Raw genomic sequence first — 16,953 nt, 5'->3', positions numbered from 1 at the left:
ACAGGATCGGTGCATGAGAGGGCTGGAGGGGTAACCAGGCTATCCATCTGTGTGGGAGCGGGTGTGTGGGAGCGGGCTTGCCCGCGAAAAAGACACCGCGGTGCATGGCACGGGTTACGCCCGTGTTCGCGGGACAAGCCCGCTCCTACAGGAGCCGGGCTTGCTTTTGGATCGGTTGAGCGCAGCGCGACGCCTCAGGCGTCAGTGATCCTCACCCTCATCGTCATCACCCCCATCGACCTTCATCCCCAGCTCCTTGATCTTGCGGGTCAGGGTGTTGCGCCCCCAGCCCAGCAACACTGCGGCATCGCGTCGGCGGCCAGCGGTGTGCTTGAGTGCGGTCTCGATCATGATCCGCTCGAAGCTCGGCACGGCGCTGTCGAGCAGGTTCGACTGCCCGCGTGCCAGGGCCTGGTCGGCCCACTGGCGCAGCGCTTGCTCCCAGTTGGTGACCGGGGCGGCGTCGTGGGGCAGGTTGAGCAGCTCCGGCGGCAGGTCGCCGATCAGCACCTCGCGGCTCGAGGCCATCACCGTGATCCAGCGGCAGGTGTTCTCCAGCTGGCGCACGTTGCCGGGCCATGGCAGGTTGCGCATGAACTCCTCGGTTTCCGGCTTCAGCAGCTTGGGCTCGACGGCCAGTTCGCGCGCGGCGCGGCCGAGGAAGTGGCGGGCCAGGGCCGGGATGTCTTCGCGACGGTCGGCCAGGCGCGGAATGTGGATGCGGATCACGTTCAGGCGGTGGAACAGGTCTTCGCGGAACTTGCCGGCCTGCACCAGTGACTCCAGGTTCTGGTGGGTCGCGGCGATGATGCGCACGTCGACCTTGACCGGCACATGGCCGCCGACCCGGTAGAACTCGCCATCGGCCAGCACTCGCAACAGGCGGGTCTGGGTGTCGGCGGGCATGTCGCCGATCTCGTCGAGGAACAGCGTGCCGCCGTCGGCCTGCTCGAAGCGTCCACGGCGCAGGTTGGCCGCGCCGGTGAAGGCGCCTTTCTCGTGGCCGAACAGTTCGGACTCCATCAGGTCCTTGGGAATCGCCGCCATGTTCAGCGCAATGAACGGCGAGGCTGCCCTTGGGCTGTGACGGTGCAGGGCGTGGGCCACCAGTTCCTTGCCGGTGCCGGACTCGCCGTTGATCAGCACGGTGATGTTGGAGTGGCTCAGGCGGCCGATGGCGCGGAACACCTCCTGCATCGCCGGCGCCTCGCCGATGATCTCGGGCGTGCGCGCCAGGACCGGTGGCGCCTCGAGCGCCTGCTGCTCCTGGGCGTGCTGGTTGGCACGCTTGACCAGCGATACCGCCTCGTCGACGTCGAACGGCTTGGGCAGGTACTCGAAGGCACCGCCTTGGTACGAGGCCACCGCGCTGTCGAGGTCGGAATGGGCGGTCATGATGATGACCGGCAGGCGCGGGTGCTCTTCGCGGATCTGCGCGAGCAGGTCCAGGCCGCTGGTGCCGGGCATGCGGATATCGGAAATGATCACGTCCGGCTGTTGCCGGGCCAGGCGGCCCATGACCCCGTCGGCGCTGTCGAAGCTCTGGGTGGTCATGCCCTCCTGCTGCAGGGCTTTTTCCAGGACCCAGCGGATGGAGCGGTCATCGTCGACGATCCACACGGTTTCACTACGGCTCATGGGGCTGTGGCTCCTTGTTCCAGGGGCAGGAAGATCGAGAAGGTGGTGTGGCCGGCGTGGCTTTCACACTCGATCAACCCCTGATGCTGACTGATGATGTTTTGGGTGATGGCCAGCCCCAGCCCGGTACCGTCCGGGCGGCCGCTGACCATTGGATAGAAGAGGGTGTCCTGCAGCTCGGCGGGGATGCCCGGGCCGTTGTCGATGATCTCGACGCGCGCGACAAGGCGATGGCGCACGTGGCCGATGGTGAACTGGCGCACGGCGCGGGTGCGCAGGGTGATGCGCCCCAGGCGCAGTTCGTTCTGGCCGCCGATGGCCTGCATGGCGTTGCGTACGATGTTGAGCACCGCCTGGATCATCTGTTCGCGGTCGATCAGCACGTCCGGCAGGCTCGGGTCGTAGTCGCGCACCAGGGTGATGCCGCCTTGGCTTTCCGCCTCGACCAGGCTGCAGACCCGTTCGAGCACTTCGTGCACGTTGGTCATCGACAGCGACGGCAGCTTGTTCGAGCCGAGCATGCGGTCGACCAGGTTACGCAGGCGATCGGCTTCTTCGATGATCACGTTGGTGTAGTCGCGCAGGCCGTCCTCGGGCAGTTCGCGGGCCAGCAGCTGGGCTGCGCCGCGGATGCCGCCGAGGGGGTTCTTGATCTCGTGGGCCAGGCCGCGCACCAGCATCTTGGTGGTTTCCTGCTTGCTCAACTGCGCTTCTTCCTTGGTGATGCGCAGCAGGCGGTCGCGCGGATGCACCTCGAGCAGCAGCAGGGTGCTGCCCTGGTGCAGGATCGGTGTGACGGCATAGTCGACGGTGATGCTCTGGCCAGTCAGCGAGGTCAGCTGGGCTTCGCGCTTGGTGAACGGGTGCGCCTGTTCCACGGCCTGGCGCAGGGAGTTGAGCGCCTCGGTCGATTCGGTGAACAGTTCGCTGATGAACTGGCCATGGCTGCGCTGGCCGCTGACGGCCAGGAGCATTTCCGCCGCCGGGTTCATGTACTCAAGGCGCAGTTCGCTGTTGAGCAGCAAGGTGGCGGTGGTCAGGTTGTCCAGGAGCAGACGGTGCTGTGCATCGCTGATGGTCATGGGGCGTCGTTGACCTCGTTTGGCGCTGTTCTGGCACATGGCGCCCCCGGCTTGGCCAAGGGGCGGGCACGCTGGTGATCCGCTGATGCCGTGAAAATGCAAGAAACAAACCAAGGCTCCGAAAAGAAGCGGAATTACCCGACAAAGCGCTGGATATGCGCAAAATCGGCTCAGAAACTTCCGCTTTACCGTTTCGCCTGACCTAATTTGGGGTGCATTGCGGGGCGCTCAGCGGATTTGTGCACCAATATAGAGCATAGTGCTTCAGGGCTGTTGGCACAGGTTGGCGGTGGCCCTGATCAGGAACAGTCGGCGCGGAGCCTCGGTCGAGCGCAGGGCGATGGCCTCGGCCAGTGCTGTGTTGCAATGCCCATGTTGCTGCTGGTCGAAGCGGGCGAGGGTGTCGAGCAGACGCGCCTGGAGCTGGTCGAGCGCTGGGCGGATTTCGCCGGCGAGATCGCGGCGGGGGTCGTCCGGCGCCCTGTGCAGAAAGTGCCACTGGGTGAGCAGGTGGTATTGGCGAAGCTTGTTGGCCTCGATCTGGTCAGCGAAGAACAGCGCTGCGCGTTCGGGCTTCAGTGAATGAGCAGGCGCCGCCTGGCGGACCTTGTCCAGTACCAGTTGCTCGCGAGGGCGGTCCTGTACTGGTTGACCGCTGTCCCATTTGTGCAGGGCAACGGCCCGGGCGATGTCCAGGCGTTGCTCGATGCTGTCGAGCAGTGGTTCGAACGGTGTTTCCGGGGGCGTGTCGTTGGTGCAGCCGGACAGGCTGAGCACGCAGAGAAGTGGAAGTGGGGCAAGGCGCATTCTGGCAATCTCCCTTTGAGTGGAGAGGCGAGTGTGGCCAATGTTGCGCGGTGCACCAGTAGGATGCATCCGAGTCGGTTGAGTGTAAAAACAGAAACGGCCTCGCGAAGGAGGCCGTTTCCCTGACGTTCACGGCGCGTACGCCGCTCGCATCAAACGCTGTAGTACAGGTCGTATTCCAGCGGGTGAACGAAGGTACGGACCTTGATTTCCTCTTCCGACTTCAGCTCGATGTAGGCATCGATGAAGTCGTCGGAGAACACGCCGCCCTTGGTCAGGAACGCACGGCCCTTGTCCAGCTCTTCCAGGGCTTCTTTCAGGCTGCCGCAAACCTGCGGGATTTCCTTGGCCTCTTCAGGCGGCAGGTCGTACAGGTTCTTGTCGGCGGCATCGCCTGGGTGGATCTTGTTCTGGATACCGTCCAGGCCGGCCATCAGCAGTGCAGCGAAGCACAGGTACGGGTTGGCAGCCGGGTCCGGGAAGCGCGCTTCGATACGGCGGGCTTTCGGGCTGGAAACGTATGGGATACGGATCGAGGCCGAACGGTTGCGGGCCGAGTAGGCCAGCATGACCGGGGCTTCGAAGCCAGGGACCAGACGCTTGTAGGAGTTGGTGGCCGGGTTGGTGAAGCCGTTCAGGGCCTTGCCGTGCTTGATGATGCCGCCGATGAAGTACAGGGCGGTGTCGGACAGGCCGGCATAGCCTTCGCCGGAGAAGGTGTTCTTGCCGTCCTTGGAGATCGACATGTGAACGTGCATGCCCGAGCCGTTGTCGCCGTACAGCGGCTTCGGCATGAAGGTCGCGGTCTTGCCGTAGGCATCGGCGACGTTGTGCACGCAGTACTTCAGGGTCTGGACTTCGTCAGCCTTGGTCACCAGGGTGTTGAACTTCACACCGATTTCGTTCTGGCCGGCAGTCGCCACTTCGTGGTGGTGAACTTCGATGACCAGGCCCATTTCTTCCATGGCGTTGCACATGGCAGTACGGATTTCGTGGTCGTGGTCGCACGGCGGAACCGGGAAGTAGCCACCTTTGACGGCAGGGCGGTGGCCCTTGTTGCCGCCTTCGACGTCCTGGTCGGTCATCCAGGAGCCTTGCTCGGAGTAGATCTTGAACATCGAGCCGGAAATGTCCGACTTGAACTTGACCTGGTCGAAGATGAAGAACTCAGGCTCCGGGCCGACGAACACGGTGTCGCCGATGCCGGTGGTCTTGAGGAACTCTTCGGCGCGCTTGGCGATGGCGCGCGGGTCGCGGTCGTAGCCTTGCATGGTGGAAGGCTCGATCACGTCGCAGACCAGGATCAGGGTCGGCTCTTCGGTGAACGGGTCCAGTACTGCGGAGTTGTCGTCCGGCAGCAGGATCATGTCGGAGGCTTCGATACCTTTCCAGCCTTCGATGGACGAGCCGTCGAACATCTTGCCGGCTTCGAAGAATTCATCATCCAGCGCATCGCGAGCCGGCATGGTGACGTGGTGCTGTTTGCCTTTGGTGTCCGTGAAACGCAGATCAATCCACTTGACGTCATGATCTTTGATGAGTTGAACCGACTTCGACATGTTGTCCTCCGGATGGTCTAGAGCGCGCTTGGCCGCTGCCCTGGAAAAAGGGTGTCGCCGGGCGCGGATAGTCGGCCAAGCTTACCTGCATCACAAGAGAGCAAATTGCATGCCAGTGCCCGAAAATGGCGAGGGTGGGGTAAAAATGGGCGTTTGCGGGCAGTTTGCGAGGACGAGGCGTAAGGTTGTGCACTCATAAAAGGCACTTGTCATGGTTGCTGCACTGTTATGGTGCACTGTTTTGGGGCTTGTGCGTTCTTTGAGGGCCTCTTCGCGGGCAAGTCGGGGCGCCGTCAATCCCACCCGAAAGCCTCTCGAACAAACCTCTGATCAAAAGTTGCTCAAACCTCGAGCCATTTCCGCTATAATTCGCGCCCCTCATTTTCGGCAGGCCCCGGGCGCGCTGTTAACCCAATGAAACTTATCGTCAAAGTCTTCCCAGAGATCACCATCAAGAGCCGGCCGGTGCGCAAGCGCTTCATCCGCCAGCTCGGCAAGAACATCCGCAACGTGCTCAAGGATCTGGATCCGGAGCTCGCGGTCGATGGTGTCTGGGACAATCTCGAAGTGGTCACCCGCATCGAGGACGAGAAGATCCAGCGCGAGATGATCGAACGCCTGACCTGCACCCCAGGGATCACCCACTTCCTGCAGGTGCAGGAGTATCCGCTGGGCGACTTCGACGACATCGTCGACAAATGCAGGCAGCACTTCGGCCATCTGCTGGCTGGCAAGCGCTTCGCCGTGCGCTGCAAGCGCGGCGGCCACCACGACTTCACCTCGATGGACGTCGACCGCTACGTCGGCAGCCAGCTGCGCCAGCAGTGCGGCGCCGCCGGCATCGACCTGAAAGCCCCCGAAGTGATGGTGCGCATCGAGATTCGCGACCAGCGCCTGTACGTCATCCACAACCAGCACAACGGCATCGGCGGCTACCCGCTGGGCGCGCTGGAGCAGACCCTGGTGCTGATGTCCGGTGGCTTCGACTCCACCGTGGCCGCCTACCAGATGATGCGCCGTGGCCTGATGACCCACTTCTGCTTCTTCAATCTCGGCGGGCGTGCCCACGAACTGGGCGTGATGGAAGTCGCCCACTACCTGTGGAAGAAGTACGGCAGCAGCCAGCGCGTGCTGTTCATCAGCGTGCCGTTCGAGGAAGTGGTCGGCGAGATCCTCGGCAAGGTCGACAACAGCTACATGGGCGTCACGCTCAAGCGCATGATGCTGCGCGCCGCAGCGCGCATGGCTGACCGCCTGCAGATCGACGCGCTGGTCACCGGCGAGGCCATCTCGCAGGTCTCCAGCCAGACCCTGCCCAACCTGGCGATCATCGATTCGGCCACCGACAAGCTGGTACTGCGCCCGCTGCTGGCCAGCCACAAGCAGGACATCATCGATACCGCCTACCAGATCGGCACCGCCGATTTCGCCAAGCACATGCCTGAATACTGCGGCGTGATCTCGGTGAACCCGACCACCCATGCCAAGCGCCACCGCATGGAGCATGAAGAAAAGCAGTTCGACATGGCCGTGCTCGAGCGTGCCCTCGAGCGCGCCAAACTGATCTCCATCGACCACGTGATCGACGAGCTGGGCAAGGATATCGAGATCGAGGAAGTGGCCGAGGCGCTGCCGGGCCAGATCGTCATCGACATCCGCCACCCCGACGCCCAGGAAGACGAACCGCTGCAGATCGACGGCGTCGAGGTCCAGGTGCTGCCGTTCTACGCGATCAACAGCAAGTTCAAGCAGCTCGATGCCAACCGGCAGTACCTGCTTTATTGCGACAAGGGTGTGATGAGCCGTCTGCACGCACACCACCTGCTCAGTGAGGGACATGCCAATGTGCGTGTTTATCGTCCGGCATAAGACGCCAGGGCTGTATGGCGGCAGCATCCGCCATCGCCCTCCCGACCCGCGGGCCCGCTGAGCCTTTTACCTTCATATTGGCCGCCTAGACTGGCGGCAAACCGAATCCTCTGCACGAGATACAGTTGTGATCGAAAATCTGCGTAACATCGCCATCATCGCCCACGTTGACCATGGTAAAACCACCCTGGTCGACAAACTCCTGCGCCAGTCCGGCACCCTGGAGCGTAACGAGCTCAACGACGAGCGCGTGATGGACTCCAACGACCAGGAAAAAGAGCGCGGCATTACCATTCTGGCGAAAAACACCGCCATCAACTGGAACGGCTACCACATCAACATCGTCGACACCCCCGGCCACGCCGACTTCGGTGGCGAGGTGGAGCGTGTGATGTCGATGGTCGACTCGGTGCTGCTGCTGGTCGACGCCCAGGACGGCCCGATGCCGCAAACCCGCTTCGTAACCAAGAAAGCCTTCGAAGCCGGCCTCAAGCCAATCGTCGTGATCAACAAGGTCGACCGTCCGGGCGCGCGTCCTGACTGGGTTCTGGACCAGATCTTCGACCTGTTCGACAACCTCGGCGCCACCGACGACCAGCTGGACTTCCAGGTGGTCTACGCCTCGGCCCTGAACGGCATCGCCGGTCTGGACCACACCGCCATGGGCGAAGACATGACCGCCCTGTACCAGTCGATCGTCGACAACGTACCTGCGCCGAACGTCGACCGTGACGGTTCGTTCCAGATGCAGATCTCGGCACTGGACTACAACAGCTTCCTCGGCGTTATCGGCGTTGGCCGTATCGCCCGTGGTCGCGTCAAGCCGAACACCCCGGTCGTCGCCATCGACACCGACGGCAAGAAGCGCAACGGCCGTATCCTCAAGCTGATGGGCCACCACGGCCTGCACCGCGTCGACGTCGAAGAAGCCCAGGCTGGCGACATCGTCTGCATCAGCGGTTTCGACGAGCTGTTCATCTCCGACACCCTGTGCGCTCCGGACGCAGTGGAAGCGATGAAGCCGCTGACCGTCGACGAGCCGACCGTTTCGATGACCTTCCAGGTCAACGACTCGCCGTTCTGCGGCAAGGAAGGCAAGTTCGTCACCAGCCGCAACATCAAGGATCGTCTGGACAAGGAGCTGCTGTACAACGTGGCCCTGCGCGTTCAGGAAACCGATTCCCCGGACAAGTTCAAGGTCTCCGGCCGTGGTGAGCTGCACCTGTCGGTTCTGATCGAAACCATGCGCCGCGAAGGCTTCGAGATGGCCGTGGGTCGTCCTGAAGTGATCATCCGCGAAGTGGATGGCGTGAAGCAGGAACCGTTCGAGAACGTCACCATCGACATCCCTGAAGAATCCCAGGGCAAGGTCATGGAAGAGATGGGCCTGCGTAAGGGCGACCTGACCAACATGGTCCCGGATGGCAAGGGCCGTGTGCGCCTTGAGTACAACATCCCGGCCCGTGGCCTGATCGGTTTCCGTAACCAGTTCCTGACCCTGACCAACGGTGCAGGCATCCTGACCTCGATCTTCGATCGCTACGACACCATGAAGTCGGGCCAGATGTCCGGCCGTCTGAACGGTGTCCTGGTTTCGGTCGAGACCGGCAAGGCACTGACCTACTCGCTGGAAACCCTGCAGGCGCGCGGCAAGCTGTTCGTCGAGCACGGCCAGGAGATCTACAACGGTCAGATCATCGGTCTGAACAGCCGTGACAACGACCTGGGCGTGAACCCGACCAAAGGCAAGAAACTCGACAACATGCGTGCTTCGGGCAAGGACGAAGTCATCGCCCTGGTTCCGCCGGTCCGCCACACCCTCGAGCAGGCCCTGGAATTCATCCAGGACGACGAGCTGTGCGAAGTGACGCCGAAGTCGATCCGTCTGCGCAAGAAGATCCTGGACGAAGGCGAGCGTACCCGCGCTGCCAAGAAAGCCAAGAACTGAGTTAGCTCAGGCGCAATGAAAACGCCCCCGGTCGAAAGGCCGGGGGCGTTTTTTTGTCTGCTGGATTTGTATTCGCCTTGCTGGCCTCTTCGCGGGTAAACCCGCTCCCACAGGTGCTGCGCAGGCCTCGGGCATTGCCCTTTCCCTGTGGGAGCTTGCCCGCGAAGAGGCCCGTACCGGCGCTACAGGCCTATCGCCCGACCACCTTGGGCTTGTACGCACAATACCCAGGTCGCGGCCCGACCTTGGGGTGATTGCGGCAGGTGTCCGGGCGCTTGTCATAAATGGTGCACAGCCGGCTCTTGCGGTCCAGATACATGCAATCGTCGTTGCTCATCCGGGTCAGGGTGAAGATGCCCGACTTCTGGTTGAAGCGCTCGATGATGCCTTCTTTCTGCAGACGCTTGGCCACGTTCTTCGGCGGCTCGTCCTTCTCGAACTCGTCCACCACGCCGATACGGATCAGATCCTTGATCTTGACCTCCACGGGCAGGGTACAGCAGGTCGAATGGCAGCCATGGCACATGCTGCTGGTGTAGCGCTGCCAGGTCTCGAGACGGTCGACTTCGGCGGCGGCGATCAGGGTCGGTTTCATTTTAATAGTGGGCGGATCACGGTCTTGGGGCGCGCGATCATACCGGAGTTGTTCAATTTGTGAACAACCTTTTGCCGGAATCGCTGAAGCGGCATGAAAACTGCGAACCGTGTCCTTCACTGTCTGTCGAAGGGTCTAGTCTCATCAATCTCCCTCCGTATTCGTCAACTTGCCCGAGGATGCCGCATGTCCCAGGAACCCAAAGCTCGTGACGCCGAGGTGGCCGCTTTTCGCGCCGCTGTACTGGACAAGCTGACCTACGCGGTCGGCAAGGACCCGGAGCATGCCTTCGACCATGACTGGTTCGAAGCCATCGCCCTGGCCGCCCGCGACCACATGGTCGATCACTGGATGGATCACACCCGCCAGGCCTACCGGCGCAGCCAGAAGCGGGTGTACTACCTCTCCCTGGAATTCCTCATCGGCCGGCTGCTGTACGACAGCCTGAGCAACCTGGGCTACCTGGAGATCGCCCGCGAAGCCCTGGAAGGCCTGGATGTGGACCTCGAGCGCATCCGCCTGCTCGAGCCCGACGCAGCCTTGGGCAACGGTGGCCTGGGGCGTCTGGCGGCGTGCTTCATGGAGAGCATGTCGACCCTCGGCATCGCCGCGCACGGCTATGGCATCCGCTACGAGCATGGGCTGTTCCGCCAGGCCATCGTCGATGGCTGGCAGCAGGAGCAGACCGAGAACTGGCTGGATTTCGGCAACCCCTGGGAGTTCGAGCGCGCCGAGGTGATCTACCCGATCAGCTTTGGCGGCAGCGTCGAGACCCTGTACGACGCCCATGGAAATGCGCGCCAGGTGTGGACGCCGGGCGAGACGGTGCGGGCGGTAGCCTACGACACCCCGGTGGTGGGCTGGCGCGGGTCCAGCGTGAACACGCTTCGGCTGTGGCGTGCCCGCGCGCTGGAAGAGCTGCACCTGGAGCGTTTCAATGCCGGTGACCACCTCGGTGCCGTGGCCGAAGTGGCGCGTGCCGAGAGCATCTCGCGGGTGCTCTATCCGGCCGACAGCACCGAAGCGGGGCAGGAACTGCGTCTGCGCCAGGAGTACTTCTTCGTTTCGGCATCGCTGCAGGACCTGCTGCGCCGTCACCTGAACATGCACGACAACCTGCTCAACCTGCCTGATTCGGCGGCGATCCAGCTCAACGACACCCACCCCTCGATTGCTGTCGCCGAGCTGATGCGGCTGCTGGTCGACCAGCACGAAATCGCCTGGGACACCGCCTGGGAACTGACCGTCGGCACCCTGGCCTACACCAACCACACGCTGTTGCCCGAGGCCCTGGAAACCTGGCCGGTGGCATTGATGGAGCGCATGCTGCCGCGACACATGCAGATCATCTACCTGATCAACGCGTACCACATCGATGCCCTGCGCGCCAAAGGCCTGCACGACTTCGACGTGCTGCGCGCAGTGTCGCTGATCGAGGAGGATAACGGCCGGCGGGTGCGCATGGGCAACCTGGCGTTCCTCGGCTCGCACAGCGTCAACGGCGTATCGGCGCTGCACAGCAAGCTGATGAAGAGCACGGTGTTCGCCGAGTTGCACAAGCTCTATCCGCAGCGCATCAACAACAAGACCAACGGCATCACCTTCCGCCGCTGGCTATACCAGGCCAATCCGCAACTGACCGGCATGCTGGTCGAGGCGCTGGGCGCCGAGGTGCTGGACGATCCTGAGGGCAAGCTCAAGGGGCTGGAGCCGTACGCCGAGAAAGCCACCTTCCGCAAGCAGTTTGCCGCTCAGCGCCTGCACAGCAAGCGCGCGCTGGCGAGCATCATCCAGGATCGCATCGGCGTGACGGTCAACCCCGAGGCGCTGTTCGACGTGCAGGTCAAGCGTATCCACGAGTACAAGCGCCAACTGCTCAACCTGCTGCACACCGTGGCGCTGTACCAGGCCATACGCAACGACCCCTCGACCCAATGGGCGCCGCGGGTGAAGATCTTCGCCGGCAAGGCAGCGGCCAGCTATCACCAGGCCAAGCTGATCATCAAGCTGACCAACGACATCGCCCGGGTGGTCAACAACGACCCGACCGTGCGCGGCCTGCTCAAGGTGGTGTTCCTGCCCAACTATAACGTCAGCCTGGCCGAAAGCATCATCCCGGCGGCCGACCTTTCCGAGCAGATCTCCACCGCCGGCTACGAGGCCTCCGGTACCAGCAACATGAAGTTCGGTCTCAATGGCGCGCTGACCATCGGCACCCTCGATGGCGCCAACGTCGAGATGTGCGAGCAGGTCGGGGCGCAGAACATGTTCATCTTCGGCCTCACCGCCCAGCAGGTCGAGGCGCGCAAGCGCTCGGGCGACTTTGCTGCGGCAGCGGCCGTAGCGGCTTCCGGGCGCCTGGGCGATGTGTTGCAGGCGATCCGCAGCGGAGTGTTCTCGCCGGACGATCCGGGGCGCTATACCGGGCTGATCGACGGTCTGGTGGGCTACGACCGCTTCCTGCTGTGCGCCGACTTCGACGCCTACTGGGATGCGCAGCGGCGGGTCGAGGAGCTGTGGCATACGCCGCAGGAGTGGTGGCGCATGGCGGTGCTCAATACCGCACGGATGGGCTGGTTCTCGTCGGACCGGACCATTCGCGAGTATGCGACCGAGATCTGGAAGGCATTGGACTAGTGGGGTGTCGGGGGCGGGCCATCGCGGGGCGGGCCTGCTCCCACAGGTGTCTTGCGACAGGGGCGCCTGCGACCAACTGCCTGAACTCATTGCCCGAACCACCGTCTGATCCGCCAGGCGACGCTCTTTGCTCGCTAGGCTGTCACTCTCCCTGTAAACTGCGGGGGTTTTTCCCCTTTTCCTTTCGGAGCCATACATGTCCCGCGTTACCCTGAGTCGCTATCTGATTGAGCAGACCCGCAGCAACAACACTCCTGCCGATCTGCGCTTCCTGATCGAAGTGGTGGCGCGCGCGTGCAAGGAAATCAGCCACCACGTGTCCAAGGGCGCCCTGGGCGGCGTGCTGGGCAGCATGGGCACCGAGAACGTGCAAGGCGAAGTGCAGAAGAAGCTCGATGTCATCTCCAACGACATCCTGCTCGAAGCCAACGAGTGGGGCGGTCACCTGGCCGGCATGGCTTCCGAAGAGATGGACAACGCCTACCAGATCCCGGGCAAGTACCCCAAGGGTGCCTACCTGCTGGTCTTCGACCCGCTGGACGGTTCGTCGAACATCGACGTCAACGTTTCGGTCGGCACCATCTTCTCCGTGCTGCGTTGCCCGAACGAGTACCTGAGCCAGAACGAAACCCTCAACGAGAACGCCTTCCTGCAGCCAGGCACCCAGCAGGTCGCCGCCGGTTATGCGATCTACGGCCCGCAGACCATGCTGATCCTCACCCTCGGCAACGGCGTCAAGGGCTTCACCCTGGACCGCGAGCTGGGCAGCTTCGTCCTGACCCACGAAAACATCCGCGTCCCGGAAACCACCGCCGAGTTCGCCATCAACATGTCCAACCAGCGTCACTGGGAAGCCCCGGTGCAGCGCTACGTGGGCGAGCTGCTGGCCGGTGAGACCGGTCCGCTGAAGAAGAACTACAACATGCGCTGGATCGCCTCGATGGTGGCCGACGTGCACCGCATCCTGACCCGTGGCGGTCTGTTCATGTATCCGCGCGACGCTCGCGAGCCGAGCAAGCCGGGCAAGCTGCGCCTGATGTACGAAGCCAACCCGATGTCCTTCATCATCGAACAGGCCGGCGGCGCATCGACCAACGGTTACGAGCGCATCCTCGACATCAAGCCGGAAAGCCTGCACCAGCGCGTGTCGGTGATCCTCGGCTCGAAGGAAGAGGTGGAGCGCGTCACCGCCTACCACAAGGAGTAAGTCATGCTCGCACCTTGGCAGCCGTTGCTGGAATGGTGGTTCGGTTGGGGCACCAGTGCCCAGGCCGTGGCTGACGAGAAGAACACCCGCTGGTTCGGCAAGCATGACGATGCCGAAGGCCGGGCACTGTTCGGCGACCTCGTCGAACAGGCCCTGGCGGGCGGGCTCGACGAGTGGCAGCAGAGCCCGCAGGGCTGGCTGGGCTTGTTGATCCTGCTCGATCAGCTGCCGCGCATGATCCATCGCGACACGCCGCGCGCCTTCGAGGGCGACCGGCGTGCCCAGGTGGTGGCCATGCAGGGTCTGCAGAAGGGCTGGGACTACCAGCTGCTGCCGATCCAGCGCGTGTTCGTGCTGCTGGTGCTGGAGCATGCCGAGGTGCTGGACTGGCAGAACCTGTGCGTGGAGCGCTACCAGATGCTGCTCGACGAGCAGCCCGAGGCCAATCGCCGGTTGTTCGAAGGCTTCCTCGACTATGCCGAGCAGCACCAGCGCGTCATCGCGCGGTTCGGACGTTTCCCGCACCGCAACCTGATGCTCGGGCGGCCGAGCACCAGTGAAGAGATGGACTTCCTGCTGGAGCCGGGTTCCAGGTTCTAGATCAGCGCAGCCTTCTTCGCGGGTGAACCCGCGAAGAAGGCGCCGCCGAACCTTAGATCCTGAAACTCCCCACCAGCTGCTTCAACCGGTCGACCTGATGCTCCAGGTCGTTGCAGGCACGCAAGGTGCTCTGCAGGTTCTGCACCCCTTGCTGGTTCAGCGTATTGATCTCGGTGATGTCGACATTGATCGACTCGACCACGGACGTCTGTTCCTCGGTCGCGGTGGCCACCGACTGGTTCATGCCGTCGATCTCGCCGATGCGCTGGGTCACGCTGCCCAGGCGGTCGCCCGCGCGGTTGGCGATCTCGACGCTGTGATCGCTGTGCTGCTGGCTCTGGTTCATGGTGCTGACCGCCACCTGCGCGCCGGCCTGCAACTCTTCGATCAGCCCCTGTACCTGCTGCGCCGATTCCTGGGTGCGGTGCGCGAGGTTGCGCACTTCGTCGGCCACCACGGCAAAGCCGCGTCCGGCCTCGCCGGCCCGGGCCGCCTCGATGGCGGCGTTGAGCGCCAGCAGGTTGGTCTGCTGGGAGATGCCGCTGATCACGTCGAGAATCTGCCCGATATTGGTGGTGTGGGCGTTGAGCGTCTCGATGTTGCCGCACGAATCGCTGATCCGCGCCGACAGCTTGTTCATCACGTCGATGGTCTGGCCGACCACCTGCTGGCCTTCCTCGGCCAGGTCGCGAGCGTCGCTGGAGTGCTGCGAGGCGAGGGCGGCGTTCTGGGCGATTTCCTGGGCAGCGGCGCCCAGCTGGTTGATCGCCGCCGCCACGCTGCTGGTGCGGCTGGACTGCTGGTCGGCATTGTCGATCGAGGCATTGGAGGCGCTCACCACCTGCTTGGCTACGGCGTTGACCTGGCCGGTGGCCGAGGCCACTTCGCGGATCGACTCGTGGATGCGCTCGACGAAGCGGTTGAACGACTGGCCCAGGCTGCCGAACTCGTCCTGGCCGTGGATGGTCAGGCGCCGGGTCAGGTCGCCTTCGCCCTCGGCGATGTCGCGCATGGCACGGCCCATCACGTGCAGTGGTTCCATCAGCACGCGGATCAGCAGGCCGAGCAGGGCGATGATCACCACCACCGCGATCAGCGTGGCCACCACCGCCGAGGTGCGCAGTTCGCCGAGCATGGCGAAGGCGGCGTCCTGATCCAGGACCAGGGCGACGTACCAGTCTGCCGGCACGCCATCGACGTGGGTGAAGCTGATGAACTGGCTGCGACCGTCCGCCTCGACCTCGGCCAGGCCCTTGGCGATGCGTGGCGTGGCGCCGGGGTAGAGGTCGGCCAGGCTCTTGAGGGCCATCTCGCCGTTGGGGTGGATGAGCACCTTGCCCTCGCCGTTGACGATGAAGGCGTGGCCCTTGCCGCCGAAGTCCAGCGCGTTGACCAGGTTGCTGATGGTCTGCAGGTCGGTGTCGACGCCGCTGACGCCGATCAGCTGGCCGCCCTGCTGCACCGGGGCGGCAAGGGTGATCACCAGCTTGCCGGCCGAGGCCGAGATGTAGGGTTCGGTGATGATGGTCTGGTTGGCGGCGCTGGCGGCCTTGTACCAGCCACGGGCGCGCGGGTCATAGTCTGGCGCGCGATTGCCGACCGGCACCGACTGCATGCGCCCGTCCTTGCCGCCGAAGTAGGTGAGCTGGAAGTTCCCGGCATACACCGGCAGCGCCAGGCTGCGGTCGAGGCTGGCTTTCTCCGGGCCGTCGACGGCGATCTGCTGGGCCAGTGACTGCAGCAGTTGCATGCGGCTGTCGAGCCAGGTGCGGATGTTGCCCGCGGTCAGGTTGCCGAGTTCCTGCAGGTTGCTTTCGGTGTCGCTGCGCAGTGACTGGCGCTGGCGGTAATCGTTGAACAGCACGAAGCAGGTGAACGCGACGGCCACCACGAGGGCGGCGGCCACCAGGATCTTGTGGCTGAACTTGAGGTTTTTTGTCATGTGCAAGGTCTGCGCAGGCATTTCAGGAGAGAGGGTGCGGCAAAAGGCCACATCGCTGAATGCTATGTCGCCCGTGATGAATTAGCCATGAGACTTTTGTGACAAGACCCGACCAACGGCATGCTACGAAAGCGGGGGTGGCAGGGAACCGGGGAGGCATTTTCCCTTCTAAGCTCTCTGCAGGCCGTCTCGCCTGTTGCATCCATCTCCAGGAGAGCCTCTTCATGTCGCTGCGTTCCCTCGCCCTGTTGTCCTTGCTGGTCGTCCTGACCGCCTGCAGCAAGATCAACCAGGAAAACTATTCCAGGCTCAAGGCCGGCATGAGCAAGGCCGAGGTCGAGCAACTGCTGGGCTCGCCGAAGGAGTGCTCCGGTGCGCTCGGCATGAGCAGTTGCACTTGGGGGGACGAGAAGAGCTTCATCAGCGTTCAGTACGCGGCCGACAAGGTACTGATGTACTCCGGGCAGGGCCTCAAATGAAGCGCGTGCATCTGCTGCTGGCGCTGGGCCTGGCGCTGGTGCTGGGTGGCTGTGTCAGCTCGTCGGTGGATTCGCTGGCACCCAAGACTGCCGGCAACGTCGACCTCAAGCGCTACCAGGGCAAGTGGTTCGAACTCGCGCGTCTGCCGATGCGCTTCCAGGAAGGCTGTGCGCAGTCCGAAGCCCATTACAACCTCAAGCCCGATGGCAGCCTGGGCGTGCTCAACCGTTGCCGCACCGAGGGTGACGAGTGGTTGCGTGCCGAGGGGCATGCCGGCATCGAGGAGCCGGGGCATACCGACAAGTTGTGGGTGGAGTTCGACAACTGGTTCACCCGCCTGGTGCCGGGGCTGACGCGGGCGGATTACTGGATCCTGTACGTGGACGATCACTACCGCACGGCCATCGTCGGCAGCCCGAACCGCAAGTACCTGTGGATCCTGTCGCGCAACCCGAGCCTGCCGGCCTGGGAGCGCGAGAACCTGCTGTCGAAGGCGCGCCAGCAGGGGTACGACACCAGCCGCCTGATCTGGCGGGTGTCGGACAAGGCGATCGTCGCCCGGCATTGAGTCTGCCGGGCTGCAGATCCA

General features: G+C 63.5%; 13 protein-coding genes and 1 pseudogene. 7 read left to right on the top strand and 7 right to left on the bottom strand.

From position 1 onward, the window contains the following. Window positions 1-201: 201 nt before the first annotated feature. The 4 genes from ntrC to glnA form a co-directional block, all read right to left on the bottom strand. A complete protein-coding gene (gene ntrC / locus AC1TXO_RS24975) occupies window positions 202-1,638 on the bottom strand; it encodes a nitrogen regulation protein NR(I) (RefSeq protein WP_486404193.1) in 1,437 nt (478 codons plus the stop codon). Then, complete coding sequence (gene glnL, locus AC1TXO_RS24970) at window positions 1,635-2,720, bottom strand: nitrogen regulation protein NR(II) (RefSeq protein WP_486404192.1); 1,086 nt, start codon at window positions 2,718-2,720, stop codon at window positions 1,635-1,637. Before glnL ends, ntrC begins: the two co-directional genes overlap by 4 nt. 264 nt (window positions 2,721-2,984) lie before the next feature. Further along, a complete protein-coding gene (locus AC1TXO_RS24965) occupies window positions 2,985-3,527 on the bottom strand; it encodes a chorismate mutase (RefSeq protein ID WP_486404191.1) in 543 nt (180 codons plus the stop codon). Between the two features lie 152 nt (window positions 3,528-3,679). Further along, window positions 3,680-5,086, bottom strand: a complete 1,407-nt coding sequence (glnA, locus tag AC1TXO_RS24960; protein ID WP_486404190.1) for a glutamate--ammonia ligase — start codon at window positions 5,084-5,086, stop codon at window positions 3,680-3,682. 414 nt (window positions 5,087-5,500) lie between these two features. Between glnA and thiI the strand changes: the two genes are divergently transcribed. Both thiI and typA read left to right on the top strand, forming a co-directional pair. Beyond that, a complete protein-coding gene (gene thiI, locus AC1TXO_RS24955; RefSeq protein WP_486404189.1) occupies window positions 5,501-6,955 on the top strand; it encodes a tRNA uracil 4-sulfurtransferase ThiI in 1,455 nt (484 codons plus the stop codon). Between the two features lie 127 nt (window positions 6,956-7,082). Next, on the top strand, window positions 7,083-8,903 hold the full coding sequence (gene typA / locus AC1TXO_RS24950) for a translational GTPase TypA (protein ID WP_486404188.1): 1,821 nt from the start codon (window positions 7,083-7,085) through the stop codon (window positions 8,901-8,903). Window positions 8,904-9,093: 190 nt separating this feature from the next. On the opposite strand, the gene AC1TXO_RS24945 is transcribed toward typA, so the two are convergent. Then, window positions 9,094-9,498 carry a YkgJ family cysteine cluster protein gene (locus tag AC1TXO_RS24945; protein ID WP_054895281.1) on the bottom strand — a complete coding sequence of 135 codons (405 nt, stop codon included), beginning with the start codon at window positions 9,496-9,498 and terminating at the stop codon, window positions 9,094-9,096. Window positions 9,499-9,684: 186 nt separating this feature from the next. On the opposite strand from AC1TXO_RS24945, the gene AC1TXO_RS24940 reads away from it, so the two are divergent. The 3 genes from AC1TXO_RS24940 (at window position 9,685) to AC1TXO_RS24930 (ending at window position 13,942) form a co-directional block, all read left to right on the top strand. Continuing rightward, the gene (locus AC1TXO_RS24940; protein WP_486404187.1) at window positions 9,685-12,135 is read left to right on the top strand and encodes a glycogen/starch/alpha-glucan phosphorylase; all 2,451 of its coding nucleotides are present in this window, start codon (window positions 9,685-9,687) and stop codon (window positions 12,133-12,135) included. 196 nt (window positions 12,136-12,331) lie between these two features. Continuing rightward, on the top strand, window positions 12,332-13,342 hold the full coding sequence (locus AC1TXO_RS24935) for a class 1 fructose-bisphosphatase (RefSeq protein ID WP_054895279.1): 1,011 nt from the start codon (window positions 12,332-12,334) through the stop codon (window positions 13,340-13,342). Window positions 13,343-13,345: 3 nt separating this feature from the next. After that, on the top strand, window positions 13,346-13,942 hold the full coding sequence (locus AC1TXO_RS24930) for a DUF924 family protein (RefSeq protein WP_486404186.1): 597 nt from the start codon (window positions 13,346-13,348) through the stop codon (window positions 13,940-13,942). A 52-nt stretch (window positions 13,943-13,994) separates the two neighbouring features. Here the strand turns inward: AC1TXO_RS24930 and AC1TXO_RS24925 are convergent, their stop codons facing one another. Next, window positions 13,995-14,720, bottom strand: coding sequence for a methyl-accepting chemotaxis protein (locus tag AC1TXO_RS24925; RefSeq protein WP_486406908.1), 726 nt, complete (start codon window positions 14,718-14,720; stop codon window positions 13,995-13,997). A gap of 177 nt (window positions 14,721-14,897) precedes the next feature. Then, a pseudogene (locus AC1TXO_RS24920) lies at window positions 14,898-15,884 on the bottom strand (cache domain-containing protein); the annotation flags it as partial. A gap of 224 nt (window positions 15,885-16,108) precedes the next feature. On the opposite strand from AC1TXO_RS24920, the gene bamE reads away from it, so the two are divergent. After that, complete coding sequence (bamE, locus tag AC1TXO_RS24915) at window positions 16,109-16,363, top strand: outer membrane protein assembly factor BamE domain-containing protein (RefSeq protein WP_486404185.1); 255 nt, start codon at window positions 16,109-16,111, stop codon at window positions 16,361-16,363. Further along, on the top strand, window positions 16,360-16,932 hold the full coding sequence (locus AC1TXO_RS24910) for a lipocalin family protein (RefSeq protein WP_486404184.1): 573 nt from the start codon (window positions 16,360-16,362) through the stop codon (window positions 16,930-16,932). The genes bamE and AC1TXO_RS24910 overlap by 4 nt, the downstream gene beginning before the upstream one ends. The last annotated feature ends 21 nt before the right edge of the window (window positions 16,933-16,953 follow it).

Source organism: Pseudomonas sp. FA117 (assembly GCF_057370475.1).
The sequence above is the reverse complement of the archived record's forward strand: the minus strand, read 5'-3'. Positions and strand labels throughout refer to the sequence as shown.